The sequence below is a fragment of the Streptomyces yangpuensis genome (genome assembly GCF_024666385.1).
GTDB classification, from domain to species: Bacteria; Actinomycetota; Actinomycetes; order Streptomycetales; family Streptomycetaceae; genus Streptomyces; species Streptomyces yangpuensis.
This window is the reverse complement of the sequence record NZ_CP102514.1, coordinates 7015359-7030841: the sequence shown is the minus strand read 5'-3', so window position 1 is coordinate 7030841 and position 15483 is coordinate 7015359. Positions and strand designations below refer to the sequence as shown.

The following is a 15483-nucleotide window of genomic DNA, read 5'->3' as shown; positions in this document are numbered from 1 at the left end:
CCGGGGCTCCACGAGGATGGTGATCTGAGGGTCCGCGCGCTATCGATGGGCGCATGGAGAACCCTCTGCGCGGCCTGCCCGCGCCGCCGCCGCTCGGTGCCGCCGCCCTGCCCCCGGATACGTACGCGGGGCAGGTGGTCCTCGTGACCGGCGGCGGCACCGGGCTGGGCAAGGCCGTGGCCACCGAGTTCGCGCGGCTCGGCGCCGACCTGCTGATCGCGGGCCGGCGCCCCGAGCGGCTCAAGGCGGCGCAGGACGAGCTGGCGGCGGTGCCGGGCGCGGGCCGGGTGGCCGCCGCCGTCTGCGACATCAGGGACCCGGAGCGGGTCGCGGAGGTCTTCGACGCGGCGCAGGCGGCGCTCGGGCTGCCGGACGTACTGGTCAACAACGCGGCCGCCAACTTCCCCTCCCCGGCGGAGGACCTGACGCCGAACGCCTGGCGGGCGGTGGTCGACATCACCCTGACCGGTACGTGGTTCATGACCCGCGAGTTCGGCCGCCGCCACCTCGCCGCGGGCACGCCCGGGTCGATCGTCAGCATCGGCGCCTCGTACGCCTGGACGGGCGGGCCGGGCTTCGCCCACAGCGCCGCCGCCAAGGCCGGGGTCAAGAACCTCGTCGAGACCCTCGCCGTGGAGTGGGGCCCGTACGGCATCCAGATCAACGGGCTGGTCCCGGGCCTGTTCCCGCACTCCGACATGACCGCGGACATCCGCGGCGGCCTGGAGCGGGCCGCGCCCGGCGCGCAGGACGTCCGCCAGCCGGCGCTGCGGGTCGGGGTGCCGCGCGAACTGGGCTGGGCGGCGACCTTCCTGGCCTCGCCGTACGCCCGGTTCGTCACCGGCCACACCCTGGTCGTCGACGGGGCCAACTGGCAGCGCCGTACGGTGGCCGGCCCCGAGGTGGTCCCCGTACGGGAGCAGCTGGGGCGCGGCCCCTTCAGCGCCGGGCCGGGCGGCGCGTAGGAACCCACGGGCCAGGGGTCAGCCTCCGGTGAAGCGGGGTGGGCGGCGCTCCGCCTTCGCGGTGTAGCCCTCGCGGGCGTCGTCCGAGGCGAGGGTGAGGGCCGCGGTCATCGCCACCCGGTCGAGGGCCGCGGGGAGAGCGGCGTCGGCGTAGGCGTCGATCGCGCGTTTGATGCCCTGGACCGCGAGGGGGGCGTTGGCGGCGATCTCCGCCGCCAGGGCGCGCGCGACGTCCTCCATCTCGGGCGGTTCGACCACGAGTTGGACCAGGTTGAGCCGCTCGGCGGTCGCCGCGTCGATCCGGCGGCCCGTCAGGGCCAGGAACTTCGCCCAGCCCGCGCCCGCCTCGCGGGCGATGCGCAGGTCGCCGCCCGCGTCCACGGCCACACCCAGCCGGGCCTCGGGCAGGGCGAAGACGGCGTCCCGTGCGGCCACCCGGACGTCGGCCATCAGCGCCAGTTCGAAGCCGAAGCCCAGGCAGTATCCCTGGACCGCGGCCACCACCGGCTGGGGCAGGCGGGCCAGGACCGCGAAGCGCTCGTGGATCCAGCGGATGCCCTCGTAGTAGTTGCGGGTGCGTTCGGCGGCGGTGCCGCCGGTGATGGCACCGCCGGGGGCCGTCACGTCGATGCCCGCGCAGAAGGCCCGGCCCTCGGCCCGCAGCAGCACGGCCCGCACCGCGGGGTCGAAGCGGATCCGGTCCACGAGCAGGCCGAGCTGGCGGCTGGACTCCCAGCTCCAGCCGTTGAGCTTGTCCGGGCGGCAGAGGGTGAGGACCGCGACGCCGTCCGCTACCTCCAGGCGGATCCGCTCCTCGCCCTCCGCGATCTCCGTGGAGATGGTGTCGATCACCTTGTCCCGCACCCCCGGTCCGACGGCCGGCCACGAACTGACGAGTCGTCAGACTAGGGGTGGGAGGGGTGGCGGCGGAAGAGGGCCGGCAGGAGAAGAGGTCAGCGGGGGAGAAGGTCAGCGGGGGAAGACCTCGAACGCGACCGCCGGACGACCCCCGAACCGGGGCGCCACCCGCTCGGCGTTGCCGGTGAGGAAGGTACGGACATACTCCTCGGGGTCCTGGTCCGTCAGTGCCGCGATGTAGGCCTTGTGCTCCAGCAGGGACAGCACCGAACGCTCCAGCCCGGGACCGGCGTCGGCCGCGTGCGTGGGCGTGCTGGTACCGGCCACCGCCACCCAGCGGACCCCGTCCCACGGCTCCAGGCCCTGCTCGGAGATGAGCTCCGGGAAGATCCACCGGTTGCCGGCATCGGCGGCGGCGTCCAGGGTGGCCCGGCCGACGGCCTTGTGGTCGGGCGTGTTCCAGTAGCCGCCGCCCTGATCCCCGCCCCACGTGTCCCGGTGGTTCAGGGTGATGACCAGCTCGGGCCGGTGCCGGCGGATGGCCGCCGCGATGTCCCGGCGCAGGCCGAGACCGTATTCGACGACCCCGTCGCGGTGGTCGAGGAACTCCACCGCGGACACCCCGACCACGGCGGCGCTCGCACGCTGCTCGGCCTCGCGCAGCGAGGCGCAGGCGTCGGGGGCGACGGAGTCGATGCCCGCCTCACCGCGGGTGGCCAGGAGGTAGACCACCTCCCGGCCGCCGTCCGTCCAGTCCGCGACGGCCGCCGCGCACCCGTACTCCAGGTCGTCCGGGTGGGCCACGACGGCGAGGGCGCGCCGCCAGTCGGTGGGCATGGGCTCCAGGGACGGCTGCTGATCACGTTGTTCGGTCATGCGTCGCACCATAGGCGAACAGTCCGTCACGGACGGGCGGCAGCCCCTCGTGGACTCCGGCGGAGGCCGGCGCCCCCGGCGCCGGGCCGGACCCGCCGAACGCGGGTGCCGGTCCGGCCGGTTGACGCGTGATCAGCCGATGGGGCGCGGGGTCGCCTCGATTCCGGAGGCCGTCGCACGGAACCAGACGGCCTTGCCGTCGGCGCCGACGGCGGCCAGGTCCGCGCGCCCGTCGCGGTCGAGGTCGCCCGCCGAGACCAGCGTCGGGTACGCGGCGCGGCCGAGGCCGGAGCCGATCTTCACGTGCTCTGCCGTGGCCCAGCCCGTGGGGTCGAACCGGCCGGCGGCGTCCTTGGCTCCCCGCACGGCGAAGAGGTCGCCCGAGGCGTCGTCGCGCACCCACAGGTCGGTGGCGCCGTCACCGTCGGTGTCGCCCGGGACGATGACCGAGACGGCGTCCCAGCCGCCGTCGCCGACGAGGACCGGGGCGCCGTTCATGTCGAGGTAGCCGGAGCGGCTGCCCGTGTAGGCCCAGAGCTTGGCGCCCTGCTTGACCAGCAGGTCGGGCTCGCCGTCGCCGCCCAGGTCGCCCGCGTCGACGATGTCCTGGGCGTCGGACCAGTGGTCGTTGCCCTGCACCGGGTCGCTCTCGAAGACGCTCAGAACCATGCCGTCGTGCGGACGGACCGCGCCCAGGCCGGTGTTGGGGAGGACCCGGATCTGCTTGGCTCCCAGTCCTTCGACGGTTTCCAGCACCAGCAGGTCGTTGTATCCGTCCTCGCCCCAGTCGCCGCCGGCGGCGATCCGGCTGCCGGGGGCGAAGGACGCGCCGCCGTCGACCGGCGCGGCGAAGGTGCCGTCGGCCCGGCCGGCCGAGAAGCGGAGCCTGCCGTCGGCGTCCAGGGTCCACAGGTCGCGCAGTCCGTCGCCGTTCAGGTCGCCGGCCGCGTCGCGGACCCCGCCGTTGCCGAGGGCCCAGAACCGGTACACGGCCTGGTCCGAACGCTGCCCCGCCCGGTCGACGCTGTACGCGTAGATCATGTGGGGTCCGGATCCGGTCGGCGTGATCACGGCATTGGCGCCCGGCGTCACGGTGACCTGCCGCGGGTCGAAGTCCGACCAGTACACGGTCTTCTCGATGTTGCCGGCACCGCCGGTGCCGAAGGTGAACGTGCCCGGCGTACGCGCCTTCCCGGTCACGGCGGGAACCCCGTTCGAGGCGTCGGGGAACTCCGGGGAGCTGATCACGGGCGGGGCCGGGCGGCCGATGGTGGTCTCCAGCTTCGCGCTCGTCGGGGCGAAGCGCTTCCAGGCCGAGGCGTCGGACTCGTCGGAGGCGAACAGACCGACGGTGACGGAGGTCCGGGACGCGGCCGCCGCCTCCTTCACCAGCGCGGTGGCGTCGAACTCGAGGTCGCCCGCCGCGCAGCCCTCACTGCCCTTGGCATCGGTCACCGTCGCCAGCCGGATGCCCTTGGCCGGCTGGAGCTTCCACGTGGTCTGCGCCGAGACGGCGCCCACGCTCCACAGCTCCACCGGACGGCCCGTGCAGGACGCGGACCCGGTGTTGGTGATCCGGAAGGTCGCCCTGGAGACGGTGGCGCCCCGGAGCGCGGTGGTGTCCAGGGTCAGGTAGGCGCGGGAGAGGCCCTGGGTGCCGCCCTCGTTGCCGACGCGGAGGTCCTCGGCGGTGTTCCAGTAGGACCGGTTCGGGGTCTTCTTGGACACGCGGGTCCAGGCCAGTGCGCCGACGGGGGTCTCCCCCGTCCCCGCGGCGCTGACGGCCGGCGCGGCGACGGCGGCCGGTGCCGCTCCTGCCGCCACGCCGGTCACGGCCAGTCCGCCGGCCAGGGCCAGCGAGACGGCGCTCGACATCCTTCTCGACATGCACGCTCCACACATGGGTCGGTTTCTCGGGGTCGAGAGCCACCCTAACCATGTGATCAACTTCTGCGAGAACGATTATTCGAGGCCCTCATAGCCCCGGTGACCTGCGAGGACGTCGGTCAGGCCTCGTCACGTACGAGGGCCAGCAGGCGGTCCAGGACGCGGGGGCCGCCCGCGCGCAGGCCGTCGTGCTCGAACTCGTCCGTCACCCAGGTGCGCAGGCCGCGGATGGCGCGGGCCGTGCGCAGGGAGTCCTCCACGTCCACGTACATGTCGTCGTGGTAGACCGCGGCCGCCACCGGGACCTCGTTGGCCGCGAGCCGCTCCGGGTCGTAGAGCGGCTGCCATCCGGTACGGGCGGCCAGGAGGTCGGCGGTCTCGCGCAGCGGAGCGAGGGCCGGGTCGGTGGTGAAGTGCCAGGGGTGGATGGTCTCGCCGGTGAAGAGCAGGGGCTCGTCGCCCGCGAGGGCCTTGCGGGCGTCGAAGCGGGCGTGTTCCGCGCGCACGCGGTCGGCCGCCCATGCGGTGGGCGCGGCCGGGTCCTGGGCGTAGATCGCCTCGTGGACCAGCGCGTAGAGGGGGTGTCCGGCGAAGGAGAGGAGGGCGCGGGCGCCCTCCAGGAAGGCGTCGGAGAGGGCCGGTCCGCCGGGGGCCGGTACGAAGGCGTCCTCCAGCAGGTAGTGCAGCTGGTGGCTGCCGTCGCCGCCGCCGAGGAGGATGCCGAGGGACTGGAAGGCCTCGACCGTCAGGACGTGCCCGCCGGGCAGTTCGGCCGGCTGCTCCGCGAGGTGGGCGGCGATCCGGCGGGCCCGCTCGACGTCCATGGGGTAACGGGCGTAGTGGGCCAGGTTCTTGCGCTCCATGCGGGGGTAGGCGGCCCGGTACACCTCGTCCGCGGTGGCGGTCAGCGTCGGGAGGCCGCCGGTGATCAGGGCGGCGGTGAGTCCCTCGGGGGCGCTGGAGAGATACCGGACCGTGCAGAAGCCGCCGAAGCTCTGGCCGAGCACGGTCCAGGGGGCGCCGCCGGTCAGCCCGGGCCGGATCGCCTCCGCGTCGCGCACGATGGAGTCGGCGCGGAAGTGGGCGAGGTACGCGGCCTGCTGGGCGGGGGTGCCGCGCAGGGGCAGCGTCTGCCGGTTCGCGGGGGTGGACCGGCCGGTGCCGCGCTGGTCCAGCAGCAGTACCCGGTAGTCCTGCAGGGCGCGCTCCAGCCAGGCCTGCCGGCCGACGAAGCGGCGGGCGCCGAAGCCGGGGCCGCCCTCCAGGTACAGCAGCCAGGGCAGGGTCTCCGGGTCCTTGCCGGTGGCGACGACCTCGCGGCCGTACAGCTCGATCCGCTCGCCGTCCGGGTGCGCGTGGTCCAGGGGCACGGAGAACCGGTGGTCGGTGAGGACCGTGCCGGGCTGACGGTAGCTGTGGACGACGGTCACGGAACGGCCCCCAGGGGTGCGAGGTACGGAAGGCCCGCGCCGCGGCCGGGTGGGGCGCGGGCGGACGCGGCGGTCCGCCCGAGTCTAAGAGGTGGGCCCGGGCGCCCGGGCTGCCAGGGCACCCCGGCTGTCGGGGTGCTCCGGCCGCCGGGGCGCTCCAGCTCGCGGGGCGCTCCGGCTCGCGGGGTGCTCCAGCGGGCCGGGCCCGACGTGCCTTCCGGCCAGCGGGACGTCGGAACGTCGGGACCCGGTGAATTCCTCCGGCCGGGTTTCGCGGGGCCTTCGACGCGGGGATCGTGACAACGCCGTTGGTCTGGACCTGCTTGGGGGAACGATGCGGAACACCACCGTCGCACCGGGAACGCCCTGCCCGGCGCCGCCGCGCCCCGGGGAGCCACCCCTGCACCGCCTGGAGCTGGCCGGGGGGCCGGGCGCGGTGCCGTTCGCCGCCGGACCCTTCGACGAGCTGGGGCCGCTGTCGCGGTCCGACCGCCCGCACCGCCACACCTTCTACGAGATCGTCCACATCGCCGCGGGGTCCGGCACCCACGTCGTCGATCTCGCCGGGCACCCCGTACGGCCGCGCCAGCTGGCCGTGGTGCTGCCCGGGCAGGTCCACTACTGGCGGGACCAGCGTGGTCTCGACGGCACCCTCGCACTGTTCACCGAGGACTTCCTGGTGGACCATCCCGGCGACCGTGCGCTCCTGCGGCGGATCGGGGACACCTGCTGGTTCGACCTGAGCGAGGCCGAACACGAGGGCACCGCACGGCTGATGGCCGACCTGACCGCCGAGTGCCGGCAGCGGGCCCCCGGCCACGAGAGCGTGCTGCGCGCCCTGCTGCACGTACTCGTCGTCCGCATGGCACGGCTCCCGGCCCCCGGCGGCGGCCGCCCCGGCGGGCCCGGCGAACCGGCCCGGCTCCGCGGCCCCGCGGCTCCCGGCACTCCCCCGACGGTGGCGGAGGCGTTCGTCCGGCTGGCGGCCCGGCCTGTCGCCTGGTCGGTGCGCGAGTGCGCCGAGCGGCTCGGGGTGACGCCGGGCCACCTCACCCGGACCGTCCGCGCGGCCACCGGCCGCAGCCCCGGCCGATTGCTGAACGAGGCCCGTGCGTACCAGGCACAGCGCCTGCTCGCGCATACGGAACTGCCGGTACGGCAGGTCGCCGCCCGCGTCGGATTCGCCGACCCCGCGTACTTCTGCCGGTTCTTCCGGCGGGAGACGGGCACCAGCCCGGGCGAGTTCCGAAAGCACCACAGCAGCCGTCTCCCGTCCATCGATACGAGCGGGGCGTCCGCCTAGGTTCGATGCCGAATCCACCAGTCCACCAAGGAGGCAGGCATGCGCGATCCGGGCAGGGACAGCGACGACGCGTTACACCCCGCGGACCCCGAACGGCCCCGCCGCATCACCCGCAAGGCGGTGCTGCGCGCGGCCCTCGCGGCCACCGCGGCGGTCCCCGTCGCCCTCATCGGCGGCCCGGCCCTGGCCCGTACCTTCACCCCGGACGCCGGGCCCGTACCGCTGACCCCGGCGTGCGACGACGGCGACCACCCCACCCCCGAGCAGACCGAGGGCCCCTACTTCAAGCCCGCCTCGCCCGAACGCACCAGCCTGCTGGAGCCCGGTATGCCCGGCACGCGGCTGACGGTGACGGGTTATGTCTTCGGCCGGGCCTGCCTGCCGGTGACGGGCGCCCTGCTGGACTTCTGGCAGGCCGACGCGAACGGCGCCTACGACAACGTCCGCTACCGGCTGCGGGGCCACCAGTACACCGACTCGCGCGGCTCCTTCGCGCTCACCACGATCGTCCCGGGGCTCTACCCCGGCCGCACCCGGCACATCCACGTCAAGGTGCAGGCGCCGGGCCGTCCGGTGCTGACGACACAGCTGTACTTCCCGAACGAGCCGCGCAACAACACCGACGCGATCTTCGACGCCCGGCTGCTGATGGCCGTGCGGGACGGCGGTGGCGGGCGGGAGGCGGCCTTCGACTTCGTCCTGGATCTTCCCCAGGAGCCCGGCCCGGGTCCCACGCCGACCGGCACGCCTCCGCCGGGCGGCGCCTGGACGGCGGGGACCGCGTACCGGGCGGGCGAGCGGGTCGTCTACGGCGGCCGCGGCTACGTCTGCCTCCAGCCGCACACGGCGCAGCGGGGCTGGGAGCCCCCGTCCGTACCGGCGCTGTGGCGGGCGGCCTGACCCCTCGGGCCGCACGGGCCCCGGACCGGGCGGAGCGAACCGGACCGGACCGGGGCCTGCGGGCCTTCGGGGCTGCGGGCCCTCGGGGCTGCGGGCCTTCGGGCCCTCGGGGCTGCGGGGCTTCGGGCCTGCGGGGCTTCGGGGCTGCGGGGCTGCGTCAGAACTCGACGACCGAGCGGAGCACCTCGCCGCGCTCCATCCGGGCGAAGGCCTCCTCGACGCCGTCGAGAGGGATGGTCTCCGAAACGAAGGCGTCCAGGTCGAGCCGGCCCTGCAGATAGAGGTCGATCAGCAGGGGGAAGTCCCGCTCGGGCAGGCAGTCGCCGTACCAGGACGACTTCAGGGCGCCGCCGCGGCCGAAGACGTCCAGGAGGGGAAGTTCGAGCTTCATCTCCGGGGTCGGCACGCCGACCAGGACCACCGTCCCGGCGAGGTCGCGTGCGTAGAAGGCCTGCTGGTAGGTCTCCGGGCGGCCCACGGCGTCGATGACGACGTCGGCACCGTTGCCGCCGGTGAGACCCTGGATCGCCTTGACGACGTCCTCGGTGCGGCCGTTGACGGTGTGCGTCGCGCCGAGGCCGCGCGCCCATTCCAGCTTCCGGTCGTCCAGGTCCACCGCGATGACCTTCGAGGCGCCCGCGAGCCTGGCACCGGCCACGGCCGCGTTGCCCACTCCTCCGCAGCCGATGACGGCGACGGAGTCGCCCCGCCCGACATTGCCGGTGTTCAGGGCCGCGCCGAGGCCGGCCATCACCCCGCAGCCGAGGAGTCCGGCGGCGGCGGGAGCCGCGGACGGGTCCACCTTGGTGCACTGACCGGCCGCGACCAGGGTCTTCTCGGCGAAGGCGCCGATACCGAGGGCCGGGGAGAGCGGGGTGCCGTCCTCCAGCGTCATGGGCTGGGTGGCGTTGTGCGTGGCGAAGCAGTACCAGGGGCGTCCGCGCTTGCAGGCCCGGCAGTTCCCGCACACCGCACGCCAGTTGAGGACCACGAAGTCGCCCGGGGCCACGGAGGTGACGTCCGCGCCGACGGACTCGACGATTCCGGCGGCCTCGTGGCCGAGCAGGAAGGGGAACTCGTCGTTGATCCCGCCTTCGCGGTAGTGCAGGTCGGTGTGGCAGACCCCGCAGGCCTGCACCCGGACGAGGGCCTCGCCCGGTCCCGGGTCGGGCACGAGGATCGTCGTCGTCTCCACCGGTGCGCCCTTGCTCCGGGCGATGACCCCTCGTACGCGATGTGTCACGTCGTACCCCGTTCTGTTCGATCGGTCTGGATCAACGAACGTACACGGACGGCGCCCGGTAAGGGAGTTGTGTCACGCTTCGGCGCGCGACCCGGCCAGATCCGGCGGTACGGCGGCGCGAAGTGCCGCGCCGAAGGCGGCCACGGCCGGATGGGCACCGGCCCCGCTGCGGAAGGCCAGGCCGGTGCGCCGCTGCATCACGAGCCGGGTGAGGCGCACGGCGGGGTCGGCGGGCACCGTGGCACCGAGCTGGGGAACGACGGCCACGCCCTGGCCCGCCGCGACCAGCGCGAGCACGGCGCCGAAGTCGTCCATCCGGTGGCGGACCCGGGGCGTGAATCCGGCGGCCTGGCAGGCCCGGACCGTCATGGTGTGGCAGAGGGTGCCGGGCGTGGCGGTGATCCACGGTGATGCGGCGTGCGCGCGCAGGGCCGCGCCCTGGTCGGGCGGCGGGCCGGCCTCCGCGCCGGGCGCTTCGGAGGGTCCGGGTGCCCCGGGCGCTCCGGCCGCAGCGGACGCTCCTCGCGCGGGCTCGGCCAGGTACATCGCCTCGCCGTACAGGGGCTCGGTGGTCAGTCCGGGCTCGCGCTCGGCGGGTACGAAGTCGTACGCGTGGACGAGTGCGACGTCGAGGTCCCCGGCCCGCAGGGCGTGGGCGACCGCCGCCGGGTCGGTCTCGCAGACCATCGGCTCCAGCCCCGGGTGGCGCCGGGCCAGGGCCACCAGGGCGGCCGGGACGATCGTGCGGGTGGCGGTCGGGAAGGCGCCGATCCGCAGGGCCCCGGAAAGGCCTCCGCGGGCCTCGGCGAGGTCCGCGTCGGCCTGCTCCAGCCGCTCCAGTACCGCCTCCGCGTGGCGGACCAGGTTCTCCCCGGCCGGGGTGAGCCGGACCCGTCGCCCGGTGCGCTCCAGCAGGGGCAGGCCGGCCTCCCGCTCCAGCACGCCGAGCTGCTGGGACACCGCCGAAGGGCTGAAGGAGAGCGCTTCGGCCACTGCGGCGATCGTGCCGCGGTGGGCGAGTTCGCGCAGCAGGCGCAGGCGTCGTACATCGAGCATCGGCTCAGCTTACGGGTTGGGTAAGAAACATGAACTGGATTCGGCGCTCGGAGTGGGTGAGGCTCGTCCTCATGGCACAGGACACGGCACGCGGCACGGCACAGGACACGGCACGCGGCACGACACAGGACACGACAGGGAACATCACGGAGGACCCTGCGGGGACGCCCCCGCTCCACGGCATCCACATACCGCTGGTCACCCCGTACGCGCCCACCGGGGAGATCGCCGCCGGGGCACTGGAGGCGCTCGCCCACGAGGTGCTCGACGCGGGCGCCACCGGGATCGTCGCCCTCGGCACCACCGGAGAGGCGGCCTGCCTCGACGAGGCGGAGCGCGACCTCGTCACCGACGTGTGCGCCCGGGTCTGCCGGGAACGGGGCGCCGCGCTGACCGTCGGCGCGGGGGCGGCCGGCACCCGGGCCGCGGAGGTCTCGCTGGCCCGGCTGACGCGGTGGCCGCAGGTGGGGGCGGCACTGGTCACCGTTCCGTCGTTCGTACGGCCCTCGGCTGCGGGCGTGGCGGCGCACTTCGAGCGGCTGGCCGGGGTGAGCCCGGTACCGCTGATCGTCTATCACGTCCCCCACCGCACGGGGCAGCCTCTGGACGCCGGCGCGCTGCGGGCCCTCGGTTCGCTGTCAGGGGTCGTGGGGGTGAAGTACTCCTCCGGCGGGCTCGACCAGGACGCGGTGGAGCTGCTCGGCGACCTGCCGGCCGGCTTCCATGTGCTGACCGGGGACGACGTGTACCTGTCGCCGATGCTGGCGCTGGGTGCGTCGGGCGGGATCCTGGCCTCGGCGCACCTGGCGACGGAACGGTTCGCCGAGCTGGCGGCGGCCTGGCGGGCGGGGGACGCGGTGCGCGCCCGGGCGCTGGGGCACGCGCTGGCCGGACTGGCGGCGGCGGTTTTCGCCGAGCCCAATCCGGCCGTGGTGAAGGGCGTCCTCCACGCCCAGGGGCGGATCCCGACCCCTGATGTGCGCCTTCCGCTGCTGCCGGCCTCGAAGGCGGCGGTGGCGGCCGTACTGGAGCGGCTGGCGGCGCTCCGCGAGGCCTTCCCGGCGTAGGGGACCGTACGGGGAGGAAATGCACGCCGGAAAGAGTCCTGGATGGGCGATTTGACCTCTACGTGCGAGTCGCCCGAATGAGCCCATCAGGTACCGGAGTTGCCCCTATTGACCCCCGAGCCCCCGCCTCGTGACGTCAGTCACGCGGGACCCCTCAACATCATTTCCCGCACGAGGCCGATTCCCTTTTACCGGAAAGGGAATCGGCCTTTTCGGCGAGATGTCCACAAGGTCATTTCCGGGGCGGATTGCGGGATGTCGATCTATCGGTGGAATTCGGGGCTTGTTCCCGCCCGGCGGGCTCACCTACGGTCACCTCACTCCAGATGGCCAGGCGGCCGAATGCGGCCCCGCCACCCGGGTCTCCGTCCCCCCACGTGAGGAATTCCGCCATGCCTGCAAAGGGTAAGCACCGTCGGCCGAAGCAGAACCCGATCACCCGTAAGCTGGCTCTCGCCGGCACAGGTGGCGCGGCTCTCACGCTCCCGCTGATCAGCGCGACCACCGCAGGCGCGGCCGGGACGGGCGCACCGGCGGCGGTGACCGCCGTCACCGCGGCCACCACCGCCGTCAACGTGGCGACGGCCCCTCCCACCACGTATTCCGTGGTCGTGGGCGACACCCTTTCGGAGATCGCCGCGGACCACTCCGTCAGTGGCGGATGGAAGCAGCTCTACGAGGCGAACCGTGCCGTGGTCGGCGACAACCCCTCGGTCATCCGGCCCGGCATCAAACTGAACATCGGCACCCAGGTGAAGGCCGCCACGGCCGCCAAGCCCGCCGTGAAGGCCGCCAAGTCGGCCGCCTCGTACGCGAACAATCTCGACGGGTGGATCCGCGAGTCCCTCGACGTGATGGCCAAGCACGGTATTCCCGGCACCTACAACGGAATTCACCGCAACGTGATGCGGGAGTCCTCGGGCAACCCCAGGGCGATCAACCTCTGGGACATCAACGCCCGTAACGGAATCCCCTCCAAGGGGCTGCTCCAGGTCATCGACCCGACCTTCAAGGCCTATCACGTACCGGGCACTTCGACGGACTCCTACGACCCGGTGGCCAACATCACCGCGGCCTGCAACTACGCGGCCGCCCGCTACGGGTCGATCGACAACGTCAACGGCGCGTACTAGTCGGGCGCCGGGACGCCTTCCGGGAGGCCGCGGCGCGGAGGAGGATCCGCAGGGGCGCCGCGAGACCGTACCCGACGTCCCGGCGCAGGGCGCCGGCCCCGGCCCGCTCGACGGCCGTCAGCTGGTGGGCCATGAGGTCCGCCATGGTGGCGATGACGGGGCGCAGGCCCGGCTCGGCGAGGTCGAGGATGCCGTGGGTGGCGTCGAGTGCGGCGCGGGCCCGCCGGCTCTCGGCCGCGAGGAGGGCGCGCACGGCAGGGGTGTCGCGCGCCCGTTCCAGGTCGGCCCGGGTCACGGAGTGCTCGTCCAGGCGGGCGAGCGGGATGCAGAGCCGGCCGTCGGCGAGGTCGCCGTGCAGGTCGGCGAGGAAGTCGACGCGCTGGGCCGCGTCGACGAACCGCCGCCAGCCGGCGGCCTGTTCGGGATCCGGGCCGCCCTGGTACTGCAGTCCGGTGAAGACCAGCACCCCGGGCCAGGCGTACGCGTCGAGGTAGGCCTGGAAGCCGGCCTCGTCGGCGAAGCCGTCGAAGCCGGCCTCCGCCGTGGCGGCGCCCGCGAGGAACCGGGTCACCCAGTGCCCGGGCAGGCCCCGGGAGTCCACGGCGTGGGCGTAGGCCCGCACCACGGGGTCGGGGCTGTCCCCGGACTTCAGGGCGGTCCCGACGCGCTCGGTCAACGCGGCGAGACCCGCGGCCCGTTGCTGCGGGGTGCCGGTCTCGGCCACGTCGTCGACCAGGTTCATGAAGGCCAGGCCGGCGGCGAGGTACGGCACGAGGGGCGGCGCGGCCAGCAGCCGCAGCGCGAGGTACGGCGCGGGTTCACGGCGGAGCACCCGGCGGGCGGCGTGGGTGTAGTCCTCCCGCAGCCGGGTGCCGGATATCCCGGCCGTCGTGAGGGTGGTGCGCCAGCTGGGCATGGTGGTCGTGCTCCTCGAAGTACGCATGGGCGGGGTCCGGTACGGGCCGGTGCGGGCCGGTGCGGGCCCGGTGCGGGGCGGTGAGGGCCCGGGATCAGGTGGCGGTGACCTTCCTCAGGCTCCCGTCGGTCTTCCACAGGACATAACCGCCGCGGCCGTACTCGTCACTGAGGTAGGTGCGGATCGAGGGGACCTGGTCCATCATCCAGGGGTCGACGATGACGTGGCGCGAGGTCGGCTTCTCGACCTTCAGGTCCTTCTTGGACTGTTCCAGCATGCCGGGCAGCGCATCCCAGTTGACCGTGGCCATGTCGATCAGCGGCTCCCCCTCCTCGACCGTGCCGTCCGGTCCCGTGCGCGAGGCGGCGCCGTCCCGGTACTGCCAGGAGTCGACGGTCTCGGCGCCGGCGGCGGTGGGGATGGAGGCGAGGATGTAGCCGTCGTAGAGCGTCATGTCGACGAAGGTGGTCGTCCCCGTCTCCTTCTTGAACGCCTCCAGGGCGGTGCGGACGTTCTCCGGCGTCATCATGCTGCCCTTGGGCGCGTCCGCCTTCTGCGCGCTCGCCCTGGGGGCCGGGGCCGAGGAGGCCGTCCGCACGGGCGGGGCGGCCGAGGAGGTGGTGTCGCCGCCCTTCGCCTTGTCGTCGCCGGCGTTCCCGTCGGGCAGCAGCTGGACGATGCCGAACACACCGGCCGCCAGGACCGCGGTGAGCGCGGCGCCGATCAGGACGGGGCGCCGGCCCGGGGCGGACCCCACCGGGACGGGCCGGGTGGGCGCCGCGTACGGGGAGGCGCCGGAGCCGTACGGCGGCGGGGTGTTCGGGCTGCTGTTCGGCGCGTACGGACCGAACTGCCCGTACGGGCCGGGCACGGACGGGGAGCCGACGGCCGGGGCGGCCACGGACGCGGCGGCGGCGGCCGGCGGGGTGACCGGCGCGGGACCGGACGAGCCGGGGCCCGCACCGTGGCCGCCGCCGGAACCGAGAGCGGCGCTCGCCTCCCGGAGCAGCTGTTCCAGCTGTGCGCCGTCGGGGCGTACGGCCGGGTCCCGCACCAGGAGCCGTTCCAGTACGGGCCCCAGCGGGCCGGAGCGCACCGGGGCGGGGATCGGCTCGTCGAGCACGGCGACGACCGTGGCCAGGCTGGTGGCCCGGCGCAGCGGGCTGACCCCCTCCGCGGCCACGTACAGGAGCATGCCCAGCGACCACAGGTCGGAGGCGGCCAGCCCCTCCTCCCCGCGGACCCGCTCGGGCGCGATGTACTCGGGCGAGCCGATCAGCACGCCGGTGGCGGTGAGTCCGGTGGAGTCGTGCAGGGCGGCGATGCCGAAGTCGGTGAGCACCGCGGAGCCGTCCTGGCGCAGCAGCACGTTGGCCGGCTTCACGTCGCGGTGCAGGACGCCCTCGGCGTGGGCGGCGCGCAGCGCGGACAGGACGTCGAGGCCGAGCCGCACCGCTTCCGCGGGCGGCATCGGGCCCGACTCCAGCCGGTCGTGCAGGGATCCGCCCTTGACCATCTCCATGACGATCCAGGGGTGGCCCTCCGCGCCGTCCGCCGGTTCGACGATGTGGTGGATGGTCACGACGTGGGGGTGGGCGAGGCGGGCGAGCGCGCGGGCCTCGCGGACGGCGCGCTCGCGCATCTGATCGGCCAGCCCGGGCTGGGCGGCGGCGGTCGCCGGGTCGGGCGGGCGCACTTCCTTGAGCGCGACCTCTCGGTGCAGGGCGATGTCGCGCGCCCGCCAAACGGTACCCATGCCGCCGCTGCCCAGGGGCGCAACCAGTTCGAAGCGCCCGTCGATCAGCTGTCTGCCGGCCTCACTCGTGTCCATGGCGGAATCGTAGGGGGC

13 protein-coding genes are annotated in these 15483 nt (G+C 74.3%); 5 read left to right on the top strand and 8 right to left on the bottom strand.

The genetic code is table 11. From position 1 onward, the window contains the following. The first annotated feature begins 53 nt into the window (after positions 1–53). Complete coding sequence (locus tag NRK68_RS31900) at positions 54–965, top strand: SDR family oxidoreductase (protein WP_257857485.1); 912 nt, start codon at positions 54–56, stop codon at positions 963–965. An 18-nt stretch (positions 966–983) separates the two neighbouring features. Here the strand turns inward: NRK68_RS31900 and NRK68_RS31895 are convergent, their stop codons facing one another. The 4 genes from NRK68_RS31895 to NRK68_RS31880 form a co-directional block, all read right to left on the bottom strand. Further along, complete coding sequence (locus tag NRK68_RS31895) at positions 984–1817, bottom strand: enoyl-CoA hydratase/isomerase family protein (RefSeq protein WP_257857484.1); 834 nt, start codon at positions 1815–1817, stop codon at positions 984–986. Positions 1818–1934: 117 nt separating this feature from the next. Then, the gene (locus tag NRK68_RS31890) at positions 1935–2699 is read right to left on the bottom strand and encodes a PIG-L deacetylase family protein (protein WP_183064645.1); all 765 of its coding nucleotides are present in this window, start codon (positions 2697–2699) and stop codon (positions 1935–1937) included. A 132-nt stretch (positions 2700–2831) separates the two neighbouring features. Beyond that, the gene (locus tag NRK68_RS31885) at positions 2832–4586 is read right to left on the bottom strand and encodes a DNRLRE domain-containing protein (RefSeq protein ID WP_257857483.1); all 1755 of its coding nucleotides are present in this window, start codon (positions 4584–4586) and stop codon (positions 2832–2834) included. A 119-nt stretch (positions 4587–4705) separates the two neighbouring features. Further along, positions 4706–6016: an alpha/beta fold hydrolase gene (locus tag NRK68_RS31880; protein ID WP_257857482.1), complete on the bottom strand. Its 1311-nt coding sequence runs from the start codon at positions 6014–6016 to the stop codon at positions 4706–4708. A gap of 334 nt (positions 6017–6350) precedes the next feature. Here NRK68_RS31880 and NRK68_RS31875 point away from each other — a divergent pair, with 334 nt between their 5' ends. Beyond that, positions 6351–7319, top strand: a complete 969-nt coding sequence (locus NRK68_RS31875) for a helix-turn-helix transcriptional regulator (protein ID WP_183064642.1) — start codon at positions 6351–6353, stop codon at positions 7317–7319. A 39-nt stretch (positions 7320–7358) separates the two neighbouring features. After that, positions 7359–8219, top strand: coding sequence for a dioxygenase family protein (locus tag NRK68_RS31870; RefSeq protein ID WP_257857481.1), 861 nt, complete (start codon positions 7359–7361; stop codon positions 8217–8219). Between the two features lie 157 nt (positions 8220–8376). On the opposite strand, the gene NRK68_RS31865 is transcribed toward NRK68_RS31870, so the two are convergent. Continuing rightward, positions 8377–9462 carry an S-(hydroxymethyl)mycothiol dehydrogenase gene (locus NRK68_RS31865; RefSeq protein ID WP_183064640.1) on the bottom strand — a complete coding sequence of 362 codons (1086 nt, stop codon included), beginning with the start codon at positions 9460–9462 and terminating at the stop codon, positions 8377–8379. Positions 9463–9534: 72 nt separating this feature from the next. Next, a complete protein-coding gene (locus tag NRK68_RS31860) occupies positions 9535–10518 on the bottom strand; it encodes a LysR substrate-binding domain-containing protein (RefSeq protein WP_257857480.1) in 984 nt (327 codons plus the stop codon). A gap of 71 nt (positions 10519–10589) precedes the next feature. Here NRK68_RS31860 and NRK68_RS31855 point away from each other — a divergent pair, with 71 nt between their 5' ends. Together NRK68_RS31855 and NRK68_RS31850 are read left to right on the top strand one after the other, a co-directional pair. Next, on the top strand, positions 10590–11585 hold the full coding sequence (locus NRK68_RS31855) for a dihydrodipicolinate synthase family protein (protein WP_257857479.1): 996 nt from the start codon (positions 10590–10592) through the stop codon (positions 11583–11585). A gap of 392 nt (positions 11586–11977) precedes the next feature. Then, the gene (locus NRK68_RS31850; protein WP_183064637.1) at positions 11978–12718 is read left to right on the top strand and encodes a LysM peptidoglycan-binding domain-containing protein; all 741 of its coding nucleotides are present in this window, start codon (positions 11978–11980) and stop codon (positions 12716–12718) included. On the opposite strand, the gene NRK68_RS31845 is transcribed toward NRK68_RS31850, so the two are convergent. Further along, the gene (locus tag NRK68_RS31845) at positions 12702–13634 is read right to left on the bottom strand and encodes a squalene/phytoene synthase family protein (protein WP_183064636.1); all 933 of its coding nucleotides are present in this window, start codon (positions 13632–13634) and stop codon (positions 12702–12704) included. The genes NRK68_RS31850 and NRK68_RS31845 overlap by 17 nt on opposite strands. 94 nt (positions 13635–13728) lie before the next feature. Continuing rightward, on the bottom strand, positions 13729–15465 hold the full coding sequence (locus tag NRK68_RS31840) for a serine/threonine-protein kinase (protein ID WP_183064635.1): 1737 nt from the start codon (positions 15463–15465) through the stop codon (positions 13729–13731). Between the last annotated feature and the right edge of the window lie 18 nt (positions 15466–15483).

Bases quoted from the DNA above. Each gene is read 5' to 3' on its own strand.
- NRK68_RS31900 (WP_257857485.1), top strand. From the start codon at position 54: ATGGAGAACCCTCTGCGCGGCCTGCCCGCGCCGCCGCCGCTCGGTGCC.
- NRK68_RS31890 (WP_183064645.1), bottom strand. From the start codon at position 2,699: ATGACCGAACAACGTGATCAGCAGCCGTCCCTGGAGCCCATGCCCACC.
- NRK68_RS31885 (WP_257857483.1), bottom strand. From the start codon at position 4,586: ATGTCGAGAAGGATGTCGAGCGCCGTCTCGCTGGCCCTGGCCGGCGGA.
- NRK68_RS31875 (WP_183064642.1), top strand. From the start codon at position 6,351: ATGCGGAACACCACCGTCGCACCGGGAACGCCCTGCCCGGCGCCGCCG.
- NRK68_RS31870 (WP_257857481.1), top strand. From the start codon at position 7,359: ATGCGCGATCCGGGCAGGGACAGCGACGACGCGTTACACCCCGCGGAC.
- NRK68_RS31860 (WP_257857480.1), bottom strand. From the start codon at position 10,518: ATGCTCGATGTACGACGCCTGCGCCTGCTGCGCGAACTCGCCCACCGC.
- NRK68_RS31855 (WP_257857479.1), top strand. From the start codon at position 10,590: ATGGCACAGGACACGGCACGCGGCACGGCACAGGACACGGCACGCGGC.
- NRK68_RS31850 (WP_183064637.1), top strand. From the start codon at position 11,978: ATGCCTGCAAAGGGTAAGCACCGTCGGCCGAAGCAGAACCCGATCACC.
- NRK68_RS31845 (WP_183064636.1), bottom strand. From the start codon at position 13,634: ATGCCCAGCTGGCGCACCACCCTCACGACGGCCGGGATATCCGGCACC.
- NRK68_RS31840 (WP_183064635.1), bottom strand. From the start codon at position 15,465: ATGGACACGAGTGAGGCCGGCAGACAGCTGATCGACGGGCGCTTCGAA.